Raw genomic sequence first — 18,430 nt, forward strand, 5'->3', positions numbered from 1 at the left:
GGAATCCTATCATTTAAAAAGAGTGTCCCCGTGAGACACTCTTTAAGCTTGTTTAAAAATCGCCCATAAAAATGATAACATTACGTCATATGGACGGTTTTGATATGCTGCAGGTTAATAAAAATGGGTTCTTCTTTTGCACCGATCAATTCAACAAAATTATTCTTGATTCCTTGGATTTTACCGATCACATTCTCATTTTCGCCGATATTAAAGACAATCAATTCTCCCATTAACTTTTCAATTTGGACTTCATAGGAACGGGCAAATGTAATATTACTTGGGTTCACTGGAAGGTTTGCGTTACTTAGACCGTAAGGACGCTGATTATTGGTATAAGGAATTAACCATTTTAAATGATTAAGGGAAATAAACATTGTTTTGTAAATAGGGGAGTAAAAAACAAAGTAGTTATTCATGATGCTAATAATATATCCATGCAGTGCTTGGTTACTAGTTACATAGATCTCTGTAAAAATCCCTTTTGCTGACGTTAGGGTTTTCCTTAATGATGTTTCTTCATTATGATTATAAATCGGCGTTGGTTCATCATTAAAACTTATCTCGGCGATTTCATCCTTTTTCAAGTATTGCCAGTTTTGGCAATGAATCGTTGGTATATAGAGATAATCAGTTCCATTAAAGACCACCCATATATCACTGCCTATATCGACTAACAACCCACTAATGAACTTCTTACCGGATATTTCAATCTTAATGTACTTACCGATATTTTCTTTTAGCTTCATTTACTCACATCCTTTCCTTGGTTTTTCCATTTACAAATAGAGGAGGGCTTATGAGATTACTTCAATTAAGTTATCAAAGAGATAAAGCCTGCCCAGCTCTTATTTGTAAGGGAATGGGGGATGCTGCCAATAGAATTAAATAGATTCAAGAATATCTTCTGCATTCCAGATCGCAATACTATGGTTAAAATCTAAAGGTTCTTTTGTTTTTGCTAGGCCATCCAGCAAATGGGAAAGCTCTCTCTGTATCGCGTGAAACCGGCTCACCAGCAAATCGAAATGCCTTTTTCTCTTGATCTTTTTGTTTCCATACATTTTTCGTATCATTTACAAACTTTTCACTGGTTGTATTTTCTGTTTTCTTTGGTGAAGAATTATGAGAAAGAATTGGTTTTGAAGCAGTTGTTGACTCATGAGATTTTGCTGGTTTATCGTCCTTTTTTGGTGGTGGTAAGATAGCTGCAGGCTTTGTTTCAATTTTAATGGTCGCTTCTTTTACTGGTTTTATTTCTTTTACAGGTTCAATTGGTTTTGGCTTACTTGTACTTGCTTCCTCGTTCTTGTTTTCTTTTTGCTTCATTTCATTATTTGGTTTTTTCATTTCATTGGTCGTCTTTTTCAAGTCATTTTTACCTTTGTTTGCTGTTGTTTCACTTGTAGTCTGTTGTTTTTTATGGGTAGTAATTGGGGGGGTATCCACCGGTTGTATGACTGGTGCTTCAATTTTGATTGGGTGTGACCAAACCATCGTATTATTTGGTTCAATAATTTCAACTGCTGCAGCCACCTCGAGCGGCTTTTCAATCATTTCAGGCTGTTCACGTTTTGTGTGGGCTTTACCTTTCTTTTCCGAGGTTACACTTGTTGCTTTGATGGGTTGCTTAGATTTGTTGTCAGATTTATTTTCCGTTTTATTTTCGATTGCATGGCAAGATGTGCTTTCTTCTTCTTTTGCTTCGTCTTCATTATTTTTAGCCTCGTTTTTGTTTTCCTCCTTTCCTTCTGTGGTTTCCGATTTTGTTTCTTCTTTAATAAATCCTTTTAAGATATTTGATACATGTGTTAATTTAATTAAAATACGCTCTTCGCCATTAATTAAAGTGGCGAAATCAGTGTCAATCTCACTTAATACACCTGAAAATTGCTGTTTATTTATACTTAAGATGGTTACCCAAGTATGTTGAAAGGAGTGTAAAAGTTCCGTTAAGCTTTGTGTTTTTTGAAATTCTACTGTTGAAATATCCGGTTTGAACTGCTTTGTATTTTTGGTGATGGCTTGAATTTTATCAATGTTATAATAAAAAATGTATTTATTTTCTGTTTCCAAGACAACATGGTCTGCTTCGACCCCAATTAGTTTTCCTTTATATATGTCTTCACCTACATAAAGATTTACATTAAATCCTTTTAATAAATCCAATGCAGTTGAAAATTTATCTAACCCCATGTTTCATCCTCCTTAAGAGATAATGGGTCGCTCCTCTGTTTGGAGAAGCGACGTTATGGTTACTCTTACTCTTCGTTTTCATCATTTTTTTGGTTATTATCGTTGGCCTCATCTTCATTTGAATTTCCAGAGTCATCATTCTTTGGCTTATCAACCATTAAGCCGTAGCTAATGTTACGTATATGCTTCATAGAGAATCGTACCACTTCGTCTTTTACAATCAGTGAAGCAAAGTGCTTATTCGCATCACTGAGTACGCCTTCTAACGACTCTGATCCGCCGCGGTTAATTTTTACCCATTGAAATCTGATGCTTTCAAGCAGTTTATGAAAGTTATCAGCCGTCTTATAGTCTAATTTTTCCGGAACCTTTAAACCGAAGTTCAAAATGTCTTTTGAGCTTTCTGTTACACTTCTGATATGGTTCGTTTTGTAGTAAACCACACCATCAGTTTCTGTTAATAGGACAAAATAGTCCTCATAAACAGCGAGTAATTTTCCGATTCTAGATTCTGGACCTCCCCGGTCAACCCTAATTGTTTTACCCACATGTTGGTTCATCATTTCTCTATCCATAAAAGAATTTTCCTCCTTTAATTAAATAAACATTTACACTGCATCTATATGTATCACGGGATGATGTTGTACTAATAAAGTAGCCTTTTTTTCATAGATAAGGTGAAAAATAGGCAAAAAAAAGTATATGATATTTAACCATATACATTTTCCTTCATGAAAGCTTAATTAATTCTTGCTTCAGAAAGGTTCTCCTTTTTTGAATAAAATTCAAGATAAATTCCTTTTCGCGATCAAGGCTTTCCGCATTTGTTTTTATATAGGGGTCCAGATGAAGGTAGGGCTTTAGGGTTTCAAAAAGATCATCGATACGTTCTGATTGTGTCTCAACAGTAAATTCTTTATCCAATGCGGCTGAAAGAATATCACGATATTTCTCCATAAAATCGGGGAAATGGAGCAATCTTCCAGTCAAGGTGTTATAGCCCGTAATAGGTATATAGTCATAATCGAGTTTTTTTCCATGCAAGTCTCTACCCCAGGTTCCATCATAATCCCATGGTGAAATTTCATACCTTCCCGTTTTACTATTTTGATATAGTGCGTAATTATGAATAAAACCGTCAAAATTTTGGGTACAAACCACACCTGCCAGCCATGTCAAATACTGTTGAACATCAAGCACGTGTGAAATTTGTTGTGCAAATTGCTCGTTGTTTAGCGTGTTTGTTATGGCAATCAAGTTTTCCAGATTGGTAAAATCCTTTTTATCCCCATATTTAATGGTGTATCCTTCAATCAGCTTTGTTTTTAATTCCTTTTCAGGGTTCAACAAGGAGAAATTAGCGTGATAATTCGTGGCGTAGATAATGGGGCCCAAGGGCAAGTTTCTTTTTTGTAAAAGGTATTGATCGAAGGATTCGAGCTCTAAATAAATCCCTTTACAGTAGCCATTTATATATAGTAGGACATGAGTAGAGGTTGGGGAGATGACACCTATTCTGTCAAAGAAATCTAGGGAGAGCTTATTCCGGCTAAGCGAACGATCATTGAATTCAGCATTCAGATGAATTTCATGTGCTCCATTTACCATATAGGGTTTTTCAAAAATGATATGATACGATTTTTTTTTCTTCTTTCTAATCACATTTCCTCGATAGACCAGACCAATTGAATAGTGGTTAGTGCCAATCTTAAGTACTGCAGGGACATGCTCATTCGTCCAAATATCCTTGTCCAGTTGGTTTAATAGCTTCGGATTGATAAGAATCTCATATTTTTGCACAGTAAATACCCCTAAACATACATATTTTTTAGAATAGTATGCTTTATACATAGGAAAGGTGCCGTATATGGGCATGAGGCTAATTATAAAAAAATAAATGTTTGTCTATAACCAATTTCACTTCTCCTCCATAAATTAACAATGAGCATAAAACTTTGGGAAAGTGGTGGAAAAGGAAAATGAGTATGGTTATGGAAGAACTTCTTTTACAAGCACAGGAAAACGGGGTAATAGAATTTTTAGTCAATAATCCCGTTGAATTCAAACTAGGAAAGAAAGGCAAAAAGGGCAGTAAAGGGTCCAAAGGTAGCAAAGGATCGAAAGGCAGCAAGGGCTCTGGGGGATCGAAAGGCAGCAAAGGATCGAAAGGCGGTAGTAAAGGTTCGAAAGGTAGCAAGGGCAGCCGTGGGTCAAAGGGTTCGGAAGGGTCCAAAGGTAGCAAGGGCTCAAAAGGTTCGAAAGGTTCAAAAGGCAGTCATGGATCATCTGGCAGTAAAGGTTCTTGTGGTAGTCAAGGATCAAAAGGTTCAAAGGGTTCTAAGGGAAGTAAAGGCAGCAGCGGATCAAAGGGCAGCAAAGGGTCAAAAGGACCTCACCATGGTCCGCTAGCAAAAAAGAAAAAACATGGCCCTAAGGGATCACATGGTTCTAAAGGAAGTAAAGGATCAAAAGGATCAAAAGGATCAAAAGGATCAAAAGGTTCAAAGGGCTCGAAAGGTTCGAAGGGTTCGAAGGGCAGCAAGGGAAGTCACGGTTCAAAGGGTGACAAATAATTAAACTAAGCACCAAGGCAGAAATATAGTAACGTACAGAAAATATGAATGCCGATACCTAACCCGTATCGGCTTTACTATTTTGCAGAAAAAAACAATCATTCTCGTAGCAAGATAAGGGGGAAAACCAGTACATACACCCACTAATGGGACTCACTTACATTTGCCTATATCCATTTTCATAGGCAGAAATCCATTGAGAAATTTCTAGATTAATGTTGAATTTGTTGCCTTACGAGATATTCGTTTAGAACAAGCCTTGATTTTGGACGTACTATATTGCAAAGGACAAGAGGTGAGAAAGCGAAAAATAAAAAGAAGGAAACTAAATGAAGGGAGAAAATTCATTTTTATGTATCATCAATCGACGGTGATCATCACCATTTTTGCTTTTGCCGTAACGATGGCACTGATCTTTATCCGTCCAAAAAACATGAATGAGGCCATACCAGCCACGGCCGGAGCCATTCTCGTTTTTCTAAGCGGGAGTGTTTCAATGGGGGATTTATTAGATATAAGTTCAAAGGTTACAGGGGCTGCAATTACCATTATTGCCACAATCGTCATGGCAATCGTACTTGAAAGCTTTGGATTTTTCAGCTGGACCGCTGCTCTAATGTTAAAATTGTCAAAAGGGTCAGGTTATCGCTTATTCTGGAATACGTTGCTACTTTGTTTTTTAATGACGTTATTTTTTAATAATGATGGCAGTATATTAATTACCACACCTATTCTCATCTTAATACTGAATAATCTTAAGCTAAAAAACCGGCAGAAAATACCTTTTCTTTTGAGCGGTGCTTTAATCGCTACTGCATCAAGCGCACCTATTGGGGTTAGTAACATCGTAAATCTTATCGCCTTAAAAATTATTGGAATGGATCTTTATATGCAAACAGAAATGATGTTTGTGCCAGGGGTACTTGGGTTGCTATTCCTTTCGTATTTGTTATACCTCGTTTTTAAAAAGGACATTCCAAAAGAGATTGGTTTCCATTCCTACTCGATTCCACTACAAAAAAACCGTCCATTCCATCCATTACAGAAAAACTCCGAAAACTTATTTCATCAACAAAAAAAACTAATGATTAACATGTTAATCTTTGTTTTCCTAGTAAGAATCAGCCTATTTGTTGCCTCCTTCATTGGAATATCGGTTTCACTTGTAGCCGTTTGTGGCTCCATTATTCTTTTGATTTGGAGATGGATCTACCTAAAGGTCAATCCAAAAGACGTAGTCGGAAAAATCCCTTGGCATATTTTGATCTTTGCCTTCAGCATGTATGTAATCATTTTCGGTTTACACAATATTGGTCTAACGTCTATTTTAGTGGATAATCTGAAATCTTTGGTTCATGACAGCTTATTGCATGCCAGCTTAACCATGGGGATTATTACCGCCTTTTTGTCAAACATCTTTAATAATCATCCCGCCTTAATGATCTCAACCCTGGCCTTAACCGATATGGGACTAGACCCACTCATTATGAAAACCGTTTATTTAGCGAATATCATTGGCAGTGATATCGGTTCGCTTATCCTTCCAATTGGAACGCTGGCAACACTAATCTGGATGCATATTCTGAAGAAAAATAAAATAAAAATAACCTGGGTGGAATACATGAAAGTTACCCTTCTGGTCATTCCGCCAACATTGATCTTTACCTTAATCAGCTTGTACCTATGGCTATTACTTGTTTTTGTACCATGAGGATCATATCCCCTCCTGGTACACACAAACACCAGAAATGAATACGATGATAAAAGGAGATTTTGAGTCGACAAGGATGTGAATCGGATGTGGTTAAGTCAACAATACACCAACAAGAATTGTCTCAACGACTTTTAGAAATCTATCATCTAATTAGTGAGGAATGTGAGCAAATTCAACAAAACTTTCCTTTAGATAATGGGAAGGAAAACCGCGATAATTTACTTGCTTACTTGGCCCTCCGTGAAAAAAAAATGCCTGTTTTCCAACATGAATTAGTGGATCGGGGGCTGGCAACCTTAGAACACTCCCATAAACATGTAATATTCACTTTAGAAAAGTTATTGAAAAATTTGAATGTAACGATTGCCTCCCCGTCCACACTCAATGTACCTACACCATCAGAAGCAATGACGATGGTAAATAAACGCGCGGAGGCTCTTTTTGGAAAGAAAGGCCAGTATCATCAAGCAGCAATCATGGTAACATTGGATGCAAAAATGATCAACAATCAGGTCCTTCTCGAAGAATTATTGTTAAATGGCATGACGATTGCCAGAATCAATTGTGCCCATGATGATCAAGAGCTTTGGAAACAATTAATCGATTGTGTGCGCGAGGCGGAAAAGAAACTAAAAGCCGAAGGAAGGTACAATGACAAGGCATGTAAACTATATATGGACCTATCAGGTCCAAAAGTGCGAGTGGGGAGACTGCAGCCAGATGTGAATATTGCCGTCAGGAAGGGCGACATCTTACGTTTATACCTACAGTCAGACATCCTAGGTCATACGGCAACGAGCGAAGGTCCTGCAGGGGTACCTGTGACGCTCGAAAAGGCCTTCCGAAACGTTCGGATCAATGATCAAATTTTTATCGATGATGGAAGAATTTACGGGATGGTTCAAGCTGTGACAAAGGAATATATCCAAATTATCATTCTCTCGCCCATTGAAAAAAAGCATAGGATCAAAGAGGGAAAGGGAATAAACTTGCCCGATTCCCTTCTTAGTTTAAATGTTCCAGCTTTAACGGAGAAAGATATACTAGATCTAACTTTTATTACAAAAAATGCTGACATAGTGGGGATTTCATTCGTCCATACCCCACTTGATTTGATAAAACTACGCGAACATTTGGAAATATACAATGCAGCCGGCATGGCGGTAGTGGCTAAAATTGAAACAAAGGATGCTGTACATCAACTTGCAAGAATTATTCTCGAGGGGCTGAATTTCAACTCTTTTGGGATTATGATCGCAAGGGGAGATTTAGCAGTAGAAGTTGGTCCCGAGAATCTATCATTTGTCCAAGAAGAGATTTTGACCATTTGTTCTGCCGCCTATATCCCCGTTATATGGGCAACCGGTGTTTTAGAGAAGCTAACTAAAAAAGGGATTCCTGCCCGTTCGGAGATCACAGATGCCTCCCAAGGAAAACGGGCAGATTGTGTCATGTTAAATAAGGGTCCCTACATTGTTCACTCCTTAAAAATGCTGAACAAACTGTTAAAAAAAGAAGGACTCGATCCCCACAGGCATGAAAATCTGACGGTTCAATATGGTATCTTGGATAGGAAATAATGATCGGCCGCCTTGAAATCCTCACCTTTACTTGGATTTTTGCATCAGTTTTAGGTACAATCTAAGATATGGATATTCACTTATTGCCAAATTAATTAGATTGGGGAAACAACAATGATTGCAAAAACAGAAGAGGATTTTAACGGTTTAAAGGAAATTGGAAGAATTTGCGCATCGATTCGCGATGAATTGGTTCAAAGAACAAAACCCGGTATCACAACGAAAGAACTGGATGATTTAGCTGGAGAGCTGTTTGAAAAAGCAGGTGCCGTTTCAGCGCCAAAAGGGGAATACGATTTCCCCGGGTATTCGTGCATTAGTATAAATGAAGAAGTGGCTCACGGCATACCCGGGGACCGTATCATTCAGGAAGGGGATCTCGTTAATATCGATGTTTCCGGCTCCAAAAATGGTTATTTCGCCGACACGGGTATATCCATTGTAGTAGGTAAGGGAGACGAGATCTTAACGAAAATTTGCGAAGTTGCAAAAGAAGCTTTTGAAGCAGGGCTAAAAAAGGCAAACCCCGGTTCAAGAATCAGCGGCATGGGTAAAGTAGTCCATCAAACCGCGAAAAAGCATGGATTAACTGTTATTATGAACCTGACAGGACATGGGATTGGAAGGACGATCCATGAAGCACCTTCGTATATCTATAATTATAACGAAACCTCTGACAACGGATTGTTAAAGGAAGGGATGGTCATCGCCTTCGAACCGTTTATCTCTACCGATGAAGAGGAAGTATTCCAGCCTGAAGGTGATGAATGGACCTTTGTTACCGAAAAGAGCTTTGTCGCACAATACGAACACACTCTAATTGTCACTAAAAATGGCCCCATCATTTTAACAAAATAGTTTTCTCTTTGTGGAAAATAAGAAATTGGCGAAGGAGTTCGCCATAATCGACTTAGTGATAATGACTCCTACCAGTGGTAGGAGTCTGTTTTTTATTGAAGCGGGAGGGGTGCTTTGTAATATGAAGATTTTCGCAGTAGGAATCGGTGGTTTTTTTGGTGCTATAGTACGTTTCATGATTGGTCATGTTATTCCTCCACAGAATGGTTTTCCTTTAGGAACCTTGATCATTAACCTTATTGGCTGTTTTTTTCTTGCCTGGTTTTTCACGAAAACGGCAAAAAGATGGAGGATGAATCCCAACCTTAAATTAGCGATAGGAACAGGATTTACCGGGGCTTTTACCACATTTTCAACTTTTTCAGTAGAGACTATGAATTTGCTTCAAACCCATCGGTTTTTTATTGCCTTATTCTATGTTTTGGTTAGCGTACTCGGAGGAATTGTCCTAGCCCTATTAGGTGCAAAAGTAGCTTCCCAAACGAATGGAGGAGTAGAATGATGGTGTTTGTCGGGATTGGGGGAATATTTGGTGCCATTTCACGGTTTTTCCTAGGCTCATGGATTACAAAAAAGACTTCTAGTACATTCCCAATTGGAACATGGTTCATCAATATTTTAGGTTCATTTTTCCTTGGTCTTCTAGCCATATTCCATATAGAAAAGAGTATTCCAGAATGGGCATGGTTATTAGTTGGGACCGGGTTTCTCGGGGCATTTACCACCTTTTCCACCTTTGGGTATGAAACGATCCAATTGTTACAACAAAAGGAAACGAAAAAAGCCCTACTGTACGTAACCACCTCCATTGTAGTAGGGGTTTTATTTGCTTGGATTGGCGGGTTTATTGGCAATTTGTAATTGTGAAGAAAATGTGAAAGTCGCATTAATAGACTTTCACATTATTTTTTATGGTGTATAATACCCTTATAGGTATTAAACCCCACGGGGTATATGTTGAATGCATCAAATAAAAATTAGGGGGAACTAAATATGACCAAGAAAATAGTCATTATAGGTGGAGTTGCAGGCGGCGCAACCGCTGCGGCCAGATTGAGAAGAATTAGCGAAGATGTAGAAATTATTTTAGTCGAACGCGGTGAACATATTTCATTCGCTAATTGTGGGCTGCCATATTATATTGGGGAAACCATTAAAGATAGAAGTAAATTATTGGTGCAAACGGTAAAAGGAATGTCAGAACGTTTTCATTTAGATATCCGTCATTTAAGTGAAGCAGTAAGCATTGATGCCAAAAACAAAAAAATTACCATTAAGAATTTACAAAGCGGCGAAGTATATGAAGAATCGTATGATACGTTATTATTATCGCCAGGAGCAAGACCTATTGTACCGCCGATCCCAGGTTTGACTGAAAATGAATCCCTATTTACTTTAAGAAATATCCCGGACACCGATAAAATCAAAAACCACGTTGATACCAAAAATCCGAAAAAGGCTGTTATTATTGGTGGGGGATTTATCGGCATTGAGATGGCAGAAAACCTGGTTGATCGAGGAATGGACGTTACCATAATCGAAATGGCTAATCAGATTATGGCGCCAATTGACTTTGAAATGGCTAGTATTTTACACACCCATTTAAAAGAAAAGGGTGTACAGTTAATTCTTGAAAATGGTGTGCAAGCATTTGCCGACAAAGGAAGAAAAATGATCCTTTCAGATGGAGCCGAAATCGAAACAGATATGACGATTTTATCCATCGGTGTTAGACCGGAAAATGAATTAGCCAAAACAGCAGGACTTGAGTTGGGAGATCGTGGCGGAATTGTGGTTAATGAGTACCTGCAAACGTCCAATGAAGACATTTATGCTGTGGGGGATGCAATGGAAGTTATTGATTACATTAGTGGGACAAAGACAATGATTCCACTTGCTGGACCTGCAAATCGTCAAGGACGTATGGCCGCCAATAACATGATGGGTAAAATGGAAAAATATCAAGGCACTTTGGGTACTTCCATTGCCAAGGTATTTGATTTAGCAGTCGCTGCCACAGGAAACAACGAGAAAACATTAAAGCGTCTGGGTATTTCGTATGAAGTCGTGCATATTCATCCAAGTTCACACGCAGGGTATTATCCCGGTGCAGCACCACTAGCTTTAAAATTAATTTTTAATAAGGAAACAGGAAAGATTTACGGTGCACAAGCGGTAGGAGCAGACGGTGCCGATAAGCGTATTGACGTGATTGCTACTGCTATTAAAGGAGGACTTTCTGTGGAGGATTTAACGCATTTAGAATTGTCTTACGCACCACCCTATTCATCGGCAAAAGATCCTGTCAATATGGCAGGTTATGTGGCAACAAATATTATCGAAGGGGATCTGGAACAAATTCAATGGCACGAAGTAGACAAAATAGTGGCAGACGGAGGCCTCCTTATAGATGTTCGCGAGCCAATGGAACGTGAGTTTGGATTCATTGAAGGCTCAATAAATATTTCGCTAAATGACATTAGAACTACATTAGCTGAGATTCCAAAGGATCAGACCGTTTATGTGAGCTGTCAGGTTGGCTTAAGAGGCTATTTAGCCAGCCGTATTCTAAAAAACAACGGATATAACGTGAAGAATGTTGATGGCGGTTGGAAAACGTACTCCTCTGTATTTGGGAGTAATAGGGGATAAAATGGTGAAACTAAAACCAATGACCTCGGCGAAACTGTCCAAAGGATTAGTCTTTCATAAAACTAGTGATGGACTAATCTCTTATTGGAACCATAAGATTAGTCTTTCATACAGCGGATGAGGGACTAATCTCTTATTGGAACTAAAGGATTAGTCCATCATAAAGCCGGTGATGGACTAATCTCTTAATGGAACCAAAGGATTAGTCCTTCATATAGCCGATGAGGGACTTATCTCTTAATGGAACCAATGAATACGTCCTTCATAAAGAAGATGAAGAAGCTATTAAACCAATCTTATGTAACTCTTAAAATAAATGATGGAAAACATTAATTATAATATTGACACACATACCCATGTGGGTATATTATATAACTTGTCAATCTAATTCCTTACTTAATAACATTGAATTAAAAGAAGTGAAAGTTAAAGGAGGTTATAACATGGACTATAACGACCAAATGAAAAATAGAGTAAAACGAATTGAAGGTCAATTAAGAGGAATATTAAAAATGATGGAAGAAAATAAGGACTGCAAAGAAGTAATTACCCAGATGTCTGCAGCGAGAACGGCCATTGATCGTACCATTGGGGTTGTCGTAAGCTCCAATTTAGTGGAATGTGTTCAAAAAGCGAATGAACAAGGTGAAAAAAGCATGGAAGAATTGGTAAAAGAGGCCGTTAATCTTCTCGTGAAAAGCAGGTAAAAAAGGGTTGACACCCTCTTTTATTTTTAATACTATTATACCCATAGGGGTAATGGTAAAATGAAATTGGAGGAATGAAAATATGAATATAGCAAAAGTATTAGATGCAAAAGGTTTAGCTTGTCCAATGCCAATTGTTAAAACAAAAAAAGCAATGAATGAACTTGAATCTGGTCAGGTATTAGAGATTCATACAACGGACAAAGGGGCAAAAAATGATCTGACAGCATGGGTAAAATCAGGCGGCCATGAGGTAATAAAACACGAAGAAGAAAATGAAGTGTTAAAATTTTGGATTAAAAAGGGATAATTTTTTAAATCTCATCATACCTATACAGGTATATGTACTGCGAATTTATGGGGAGGCAACAACATGACAGAAAAGAAAAAGACAACAATTGTATTATTTAGTGGGGATTATGATAAAGCGATGGCAGCATATATCATAGCAAATGGCGCCGCTGCTTATGATCATGAAGTAACCATTTTTCATACATTTTGGGGATTAAATGCCCTTCGTAAAGAAGAGAATATACCTGTAAAAAAAGGATTCATGGAAAAGATGTTTGGAAAAATGATGCCTAGAGGCGCGGATAAAATGGGCCTTTCCAAAATGAACTTTGCCGGATTCGGCCCCAAAATGATTAAAGATATTATGAAAAAGCATAATGCGATGCCCTTGCCGCAATTAATAGAAATGGCTCAAGAACAGGAGGTAAAGTTAGTAGCCTGCACAATGACAATGGATTTATTAGGGCTTAAACAAGAAGAACTATTGGATCAAATTGAATATGCTGGAGTGGCAGCCTATTTAGGGGATGCCCAAGACGGGAATGTGAACCTATTTATTTAGGTATAAAAAGGAGGAAAAAACGATGAGAAAAATGACGGCAAAAGAAGTGGAGAAATTAGTAAATGAAGGAAAAAGGTTAAATATCATTGATGTTCGTGAAGTGGAAGAAGTCAGAGCTGGCAAAATTCCTGGCGCCATGAATATGCCATTAGGGTTAGTGGAGTTTCGCATGCATGAATTAGATAAATCAAAAGAGTATATCATGGTTTGTCGTTCAGGGGGCAGAAGCGGACGTGCAGCGCAATTTCTTGAAAGCTATGGATTTAAGGTCATCAACATGGATGGTGGAATGCTGGAATGGAAAGGGAAAGTGGAATAAATTTTTTTAGTAAAAATAATACCCATCTAGGTATAAATTCAGGAGGTATACGATGAACAACTTTAAAGTAGACGAAGTTTTAGATGCAAAAGGATTAGCTTGCCCGATGCCGATTGTGAAAACAAAAAAGGCGATGAATACCCTTGAGGCTGGACGGGTGTTGGAAGTTGTAGCGACAGATAAAGGATCCAAAGCCGATATGAAAGCATGGGCTGAAAGTACCGGGCACCACTATTTAGGGACAATAGAAGAAGGGGAAATATTAAAGCATTATCTTCGAAAATCTTCTCATGATGAAACAAATGAAAAAAAGTACCCAACTGTCACCACTAATGAAGTTCTTAAAAGTAAACTAGCCGAAAATGAAAATATCATCGTTCTGGATGTAAGAGAAGCGGCAGAATACGCCTTTACCCATATTCCAAATGCAATCTCTATTCCTTTAGGTGAATTAGATGAGCGTTTATCTGAACTAAAGAAAGACGACGAAATTTTTGTCGTCTGTCGTACAGGAAATCGCAGTGATCTTGCGGCACAAAAGTTAGCGGAAAATGGATTTACAAAGGTAATCAATGTTGTACCAGGTATGAGTAATTGGACTGGTAATACAACTGGAATTTAACTTTATTTTTTAAAATCTCAAAATACCATAGGGGGTAATCAAAAAAATGACGATTCACGAAATGACTTCAAAAGAGGTAACGAAAAAAGTTTTTAATAAAGAAGAGCTATATATTCTAGATGTCCGTAATGAAGGTGATTTTCAAGATTGGAAAATCGAGGGCGCAAATTTTGATTATTTAAATGTTCCCTATTTCGATTTACTAGATGGTGTAGAAGAAATCATCGAAAAAATCCCTGCTGATAAAGAGGTATTGGTGGTTTGTGCAAAAGAAGGTTCGTCCATTATGGTGGCAGAGATGCTTTCAGAAGAAGGTTTATCCGTTTCTTACCTAAAGGGTGGAATGAAGGCCTGGAGCGAGCATTTACAACCAGTTAAAATCGGCGACCTCCAGGATGGTGGCGAGATGTATCAGTTTGTCCGAATTGGTAAAGGTTGTTTATCCTACATGGTTGTTACCAAGGGAGAAGCGGCTTTAATTGATGCAACGCGAATGACGGACATCTATCTTGATTTTGCCGAAAGTATTGATGCAAAAATCACTCATGTTTTTGATACACACCTACATGCGGACCATATTTCCGGTGGACGCAAAATCGCTGAAAAAACGGGTGCCACCTACTGGCTGCCTCCTAAAGATGCAACAGAAGTAACCTTTGCCTATCAGCCATTAGAGGATGGTGATGAGGTAACAATCGGCAACACTACAATCAATATCGATGCCTTATATTCACCGGGCCATACAATTGGATCAACTTCGTTTGTCGTCGATAAAAAGTACCTACTTTCAGGAGATATCTTGTTCATTGATTCCATTGGCAGACCGGACCTCGCAGGACTGGCCGATGATTGGGTAGGAGATTTAAGAGAAACTCTTTATAACCGTTATAAGGATTTATCTGGAGAGCTCATTGTCCTTCCGGCTCATTTTATGATCATTGACGAATTAAATGATGATGGCAGTGTGTCAGAAAAATTAGGCACATTGTTTGCTAAAAATCATGGTCTTAATATAGAAGATGAAATGGTATTTAGAAAGTTGGTAACCGAGAACCTGCCACCGCAGCCAAATGCGTATCAAGAAATCCGTGAAACGAATATGGGGAAAATTCATCCTAACTTAGATAAACAACGTGAAATGGAAATCGGACCGAATCGTTGCGCTATTAGATAAATAATTAGGAGGTTACATCCATGCAATATTTAAACTATCTAATCATTGCACTATTTCTTTTCTTTATCATCAAACGGTACTTGCCAACAAAAGGTGTAACGACTATTTCAACAACAGACTTAAAAACACTATTACATGATAAAAACAAGCAATTTGTTGATGTCCGGACTCCTGGAGAGTTTAAAGGAAACCATATTAAAGGCTTCAAAAATATTCCTGTTCATCAACTAACCCAGAAAGCAGTGAAGGAACTGTCAAAAGATAAGGAAGTCGTTGTTATTTGTCAAAGTGGGATGAGAAGTCAAAAGGCAAGTAAAATGTTGAAAAATTTAGGATTTACCAAAGTAACAAATATCAGGGGCGGAATGAGTGCCTGGAACTAAATGAAGGTATCCGAAAAAGGAGGAGACAACATGGATATTAGTTTAATCATCACGATCTTCCTAATTGGTCTTGCAGGTTCTTTTATTTCAGGGATGTTAGGAATAGGCGGGGCGATTATTAACTTCCCGATGTTGTTGTACATTCCAGTCCTACTTGGCGTAGGTCATTTTACAGCACATGAAGTTTCAGGAATTACAGCTATCCAGGTGTTTTTTTCAACTATTGGCGGTGTGTGGGTCTACCGCAATGGTGGATTTTTAAATAAAAAACTTATTGCCTATATGGGAATTAGTATTTTGCTTGGAAGTTTTATTGGCGGATTCGGCTCAACACACATGCCGGAAACGGGAATCAATATTGTATATGGAGTTTTGGCCTTACTTGCTGTTTTCATGATGTTTATCCCAAGAAAAGGAATAGATGATATTCCACTGGATCAAGTGAAGTTCAACATGTGGCTAGCAGCGCTATTCGCCTTCATCGTTGGAATTGGGGCAGGGATTGTCGGTGCGGGAGGAGCATTCCTGTTAGTACCAATCATGCTTACCGTGTTAAAAATACCGACAAGAATGACGATTGCCTCGTCCTTAGCGATTACCCTAATTTCATCTATTGGAGCTGTTTCAGGTAAACTCTCAACAGGACAGGTGTCCCTCTTGCCTTCGCTTATCATGGTTGTGGCTAGTTTAATAGCTTCTCCTCTCGGAGCAAATGCCGGGAAAAGAGTGAATACAAAGGTATTGCAAATAATCATGGGGCTATTAATCCTAGCTACCGCCGTGAAAACATGGATGGAAATTCTATAAGCATAAAAAGGGAAACAAGAGGAGTATTAACCTTCGTTTATTATACCCCTTCTGGTATAATAAACGAAAAGATACTTTATTACTTTTTAATGGGGGTCCATATGCAGGTGATTCAAATTGGTCCTTTTGCTATTTTGTTAAAGTGGTTGTTACTTGGTTTATCCATTTTGCTTGGGCTAATTATCATCAAGCTATGGCTTCGGAAAACACAAGAAGATGGGATACATAAAAAGGTATTTGATCTATTAACGAATGGTCTATTCATTGGATTTTTCATTTGGAAGGGGAGTTTACTCATCCTTGACCTCAGATTAGTCGTGAAAAGCCCAGTCTCATTGTTGTATTTTACTGGAGGAAGGACAGGATTATTTTTAGCCATTATTGGTTCTTTCATTTTCATTTTTAAGCGAGCGCGAAAATTAACGATACCTCATTTATTCATCTTACAATCCGGATTTCTATTTAGTTTTGCTGTAATAAGCTGCTATCATATATTAGCGTTTCTTTTTCTGAATGATGATCACAAAACGAGGCACATCATTTTAGGCTTGTTTGCTGTAATAATCTTTTTCCTTTCATTATTCAAACAGTTCATGGTGTCACAAAAGATAATCTTCTCTACCATCATTCTATTTTCTTTTTTAACTATTTTCCTATCATTTGATTTTAATACCTCACCAACCAAAGCCGAAAAGACAGTTCTAGAAAATCAAGCTGTCGATTATAAAACGGCGGAAATTGGTGTGGAAGAAGGGAAAAAAGCGCCTAATTTCCAATTGCAGACCTTATCAGGCAATGAAATGAAACTGTCAGATTTGAAAGGGAAGAAGGTCATCCTAAACCTTTGGGCTACTTGGTGCCCGCCTTGTAAAGCAGAAATGCCTAATATGCAGGAATTTTATCAGGAGCACGAAGGGAAAAATGTTGAAATCGTTGCTGTAAACTTAACGACTGCCGAGAAGGATCCAAATAGTATTGAAAAGTTTGTAAAGGATTATGGGTTAACCTTTCCGGTATTACTTGACAATTCCGGACAAATCGGAGAAACGTATCAAGCCTTTACAATTCCAACCAGTTATATGATTGATACCAATGGGATCATTCATAAGAAAATAGTAGGGCTAATGGATAAAGATATGATGAATGAGTTGATTAATAGCATAAATTGAAACCATTAGGGGCCAGCTATTCTTTTATAGCGTTGGAGTTTTATACTATAGGAGACCGATAATGAATCAATGGAATATTCTTTTTCAAGCTAAAAATTATGTTTATGGAAAAGAACCAAGCTTGCTTATTTCATTTATTTTCTACATTTTTCCTAAATCATTTTTGATAAGGGCAAAGGGCTTCATCGACTTTTTGATGTCATCCGGAAAAGCGATACAGTTGTAATGGAGAACCTCTCCCGTTTAGGACGTAAAACATTAGATATCCTCAACATTATTCAAAGTTAGAAGAGATGGGGGTACAATTCATTTCTTTAAAAGAAAATATGGATTCAAGAACCTCTATGGGCAAAGCCATGTTCCAAATGATATACGTCATTGCTAAATTAGAAAAAAACCTAATTACGGAGAGAGTTAAGGAATGCCTCGATGAAAGAAAAAGGCGTGGGAACATATTAGCTAGCCCAAGTTGGATAAAGCAAAGCTTACTGTTGCACTACGGATGTATGATAGTAAAGAATATTCTATAAAGATGATAGTCTCAGCAATTGGAATATCCAAAGATTCCTTATATAGAGCAGTCAACAAAAGATGGCTTGAAGAAATAAAAAATAGGGTGTGTTTTATTATTTTTCCAATTCTACTTTGCGGTCTACAGCAGGTACCCTGTCACCAAGCCTTAACGGAGTAACCAGAAATTAGCGGAGATTTTCCGGTTAGACTACAGAATAGAGCTCAGTTCAGGGTAAATAGACGGAGATTTTCCGATTAAGCAAAGAAAAATTATTCATTTTTACGTTTTTCGAGTCAATAGTCGGAATTC

Annotated in this window: 20 protein-coding genes, 2 pseudogenes and 1 riboswitch; of the genes and pseudogenes, 18 read left to right on the top strand and 4 right to left on the bottom strand. The window is 37.9% G+C overall.

What is annotated here, in order from left to right:
• Positions 1 to 80: 80 nt before the first annotated feature.
• From G6554_RS09710 to G6554_RS09725, 4 genes are all read right to left on the bottom strand, one after another.
• The gene (locus G6554_RS09710; RefSeq protein WP_166241209.1) at positions 81 to 749 is read right to left on the bottom strand and encodes a DUF2642 domain-containing protein; all 669 of its coding nucleotides are present in this window, start codon (positions 747 to 749) and stop codon (positions 81 to 83) included.
• Between the two features lie 184 nt (positions 750 to 933).
• Positions 934 to 2,196: a hypothetical protein gene (locus G6554_RS09715; RefSeq protein WP_166241211.1), complete on the bottom strand. Its 1,263-nt coding sequence runs from the start codon at positions 2,194 to 2,196 to the stop codon at positions 934 to 936.
• 65 nt (positions 2,197 to 2,261) lie between these two features.
• Positions 2,262 to 2,771: a hypothetical protein gene (locus G6554_RS09720; RefSeq protein WP_166241213.1), complete on the bottom strand. Its 510-nt coding sequence runs from the start codon at positions 2,769 to 2,771 to the stop codon at positions 2,262 to 2,264.
• A 154-nt stretch (positions 2,772 to 2,925) separates the two neighbouring features.
• Positions 2,926 to 3,996 (bottom strand): CotH kinase family protein, encoded by a 1,071-nt coding sequence (locus G6554_RS09725; RefSeq protein ID WP_166241215.1) that lies wholly within the window; start codon positions 3,994 to 3,996, stop codon positions 2,926 to 2,928.
• A 179-nt stretch (positions 3,997 to 4,175) separates the two neighbouring features.
• Between G6554_RS09725 and G6554_RS09730 the strand changes: the two genes are divergently transcribed.
• The 18 genes and pseudogenes from G6554_RS09730 to G6554_RS09815 form a co-directional block, all read left to right on the top strand.
• Positions 4,176 to 4,769, top strand: a complete 594-nt coding sequence (locus G6554_RS09730; protein WP_166241218.1) for a hypothetical protein — start codon at positions 4,176 to 4,178, stop codon at positions 4,767 to 4,769.
• A 352-nt stretch (positions 4,770 to 5,121) separates the two neighbouring features.
• The gene (locus G6554_RS09735) at positions 5,122 to 6,480 is read left to right on the top strand and encodes an arsenic transporter (protein WP_166241220.1); all 1,359 of its coding nucleotides are present in this window, start codon (positions 5,122 to 5,124) and stop codon (positions 6,478 to 6,480) included.
• An 89-nt stretch (positions 6,481 to 6,569) separates the two neighbouring features.
• Positions 6,570 to 8,063, top strand: coding sequence for a pyruvate kinase (locus G6554_RS09740; protein ID WP_166241222.1), 1,494 nt, complete (start codon positions 6,570 to 6,572; stop codon positions 8,061 to 8,063).
• Positions 8,064 to 8,177: 114 nt separating this feature from the next.
• Positions 8,178 to 8,921 (top strand): type I methionyl aminopeptidase, encoded by a 744-nt coding sequence (map, locus tag G6554_RS09745; protein ID WP_166241224.1) that lies wholly within the window; start codon positions 8,178 to 8,180, stop codon positions 8,919 to 8,921.
• A gap of 18 nt (positions 8,922 to 8,939) precedes the next feature.
• Positions 8,940 to 8,999, top strand: a riboswitch (Fluoride riboswitch).
• Between the two features lie 43 nt (positions 9,000 to 9,042).
• Positions 9,043 to 9,423 (top strand): fluoride efflux transporter CrcB, encoded by a 381-nt coding sequence (gene crcB, locus G6554_RS09750; protein ID WP_166241226.1) that lies wholly within the window; start codon positions 9,043 to 9,045, stop codon positions 9,421 to 9,423.
• Positions 9,420 to 9,782, top strand: coding sequence for a fluoride efflux transporter CrcB (gene crcB, locus G6554_RS09755; RefSeq protein ID WP_347564288.1), 363 nt, complete (start codon positions 9,420 to 9,422; stop codon positions 9,780 to 9,782). Before crcB (G6554_RS09750) ends, crcB (G6554_RS09755) begins: the two co-directional genes overlap by 4 nt.
• A gap of 132 nt (positions 9,783 to 9,914) precedes the next feature.
• Entirely contained in the window at positions 9,915 to 11,573 is a 1,659-nt protein-coding gene (locus G6554_RS09760) for an FAD-dependent oxidoreductase (protein ID WP_166241228.1), read from the top strand.
• A 443-nt stretch (positions 11,574 to 12,016) separates the two neighbouring features.
• Positions 12,017 to 12,280, top strand: a complete 264-nt coding sequence (locus tag G6554_RS09765; protein WP_166241230.1) for a metal-sensitive transcriptional regulator — start codon at positions 12,017 to 12,019, stop codon at positions 12,278 to 12,280.
• 82 nt (positions 12,281 to 12,362) lie between these two features.
• The gene (locus G6554_RS09770; RefSeq protein WP_166241234.1) at positions 12,363 to 12,590 is read left to right on the top strand and encodes a sulfurtransferase TusA family protein; all 228 of its coding nucleotides are present in this window, start codon (positions 12,363 to 12,365) and stop codon (positions 12,588 to 12,590) included.
• Positions 12,591 to 12,653: 63 nt separating this feature from the next.
• Positions 12,654 to 13,133: a DsrE/DsrF/DrsH-like family protein gene (locus G6554_RS09775; RefSeq protein ID WP_166241236.1), complete on the top strand. Its 480-nt coding sequence runs from the start codon at positions 12,654 to 12,656 to the stop codon at positions 13,131 to 13,133.
• Between the two features lie 22 nt (positions 13,134 to 13,155).
• A complete protein-coding gene (locus G6554_RS09780) occupies positions 13,156 to 13,452 on the top strand; it encodes a rhodanese-like domain-containing protein (RefSeq protein ID WP_166241238.1) in 297 nt (98 codons plus the stop codon).
• A 52-nt stretch (positions 13,453 to 13,504) separates the two neighbouring features.
• Positions 13,505 to 14,074 (top strand): sulfurtransferase TusA family protein, encoded by a 570-nt coding sequence (locus tag G6554_RS09785; RefSeq protein ID WP_166241240.1) that lies wholly within the window; start codon positions 13,505 to 13,507, stop codon positions 14,072 to 14,074.
• A gap of 27 nt (positions 14,075 to 14,101) precedes the next feature.
• Positions 14,102 to 15,248: pseudogene (locus tag G6554_RS09790) on the top strand (MBL fold metallo-hydrolase).
• 20 nt (positions 15,249 to 15,268) lie between these two features.
• Positions 15,269 to 15,631 carry a rhodanese-like domain-containing protein gene (locus tag G6554_RS09795; protein ID WP_166241244.1) on the top strand — a complete coding sequence of 121 codons (363 nt, stop codon included), beginning with the start codon at positions 15,269 to 15,271 and terminating at the stop codon, positions 15,629 to 15,631.
• A gap of 30 nt (positions 15,632 to 15,661) precedes the next feature.
• Positions 15,662 to 16,438 (top strand): sulfite exporter TauE/SafE family protein, encoded by a 777-nt coding sequence (locus G6554_RS09800; RefSeq protein ID WP_166241246.1) that lies wholly within the window; start codon positions 15,662 to 15,664, stop codon positions 16,436 to 16,438.
• A 101-nt stretch (positions 16,439 to 16,539) separates the two neighbouring features.
• Entirely contained in the window at positions 16,540 to 17,607 is a 1,068-nt protein-coding gene (locus G6554_RS25575) for a redoxin domain-containing protein (protein WP_207342995.1), read from the top strand.
• A gap of 61 nt (positions 17,608 to 17,668) precedes the next feature.
• Entirely contained in the window at positions 17,669 to 17,833 is a 165-nt protein-coding gene (locus G6554_RS09810) for a hypothetical protein (protein ID WP_166241248.1), read from the top strand.
• Positions 17,782 to 18,211: pseudogene (locus G6554_RS09815) on the top strand (recombinase family protein); the annotation flags it as partial. The gene G6554_RS09810 and the pseudogene G6554_RS09815, both read left to right, overlap by 52 nt.
• Positions 18,212 to 18,430: the final 219 nt, after the last annotated feature.

Source organism: Bacillus sp. MM2020_4 (genome assembly GCF_011250555.1).
Lineage (GTDB): Bacteria > Bacillota > Bacilli > Bacillales > Cytobacillaceae > Neobacillus.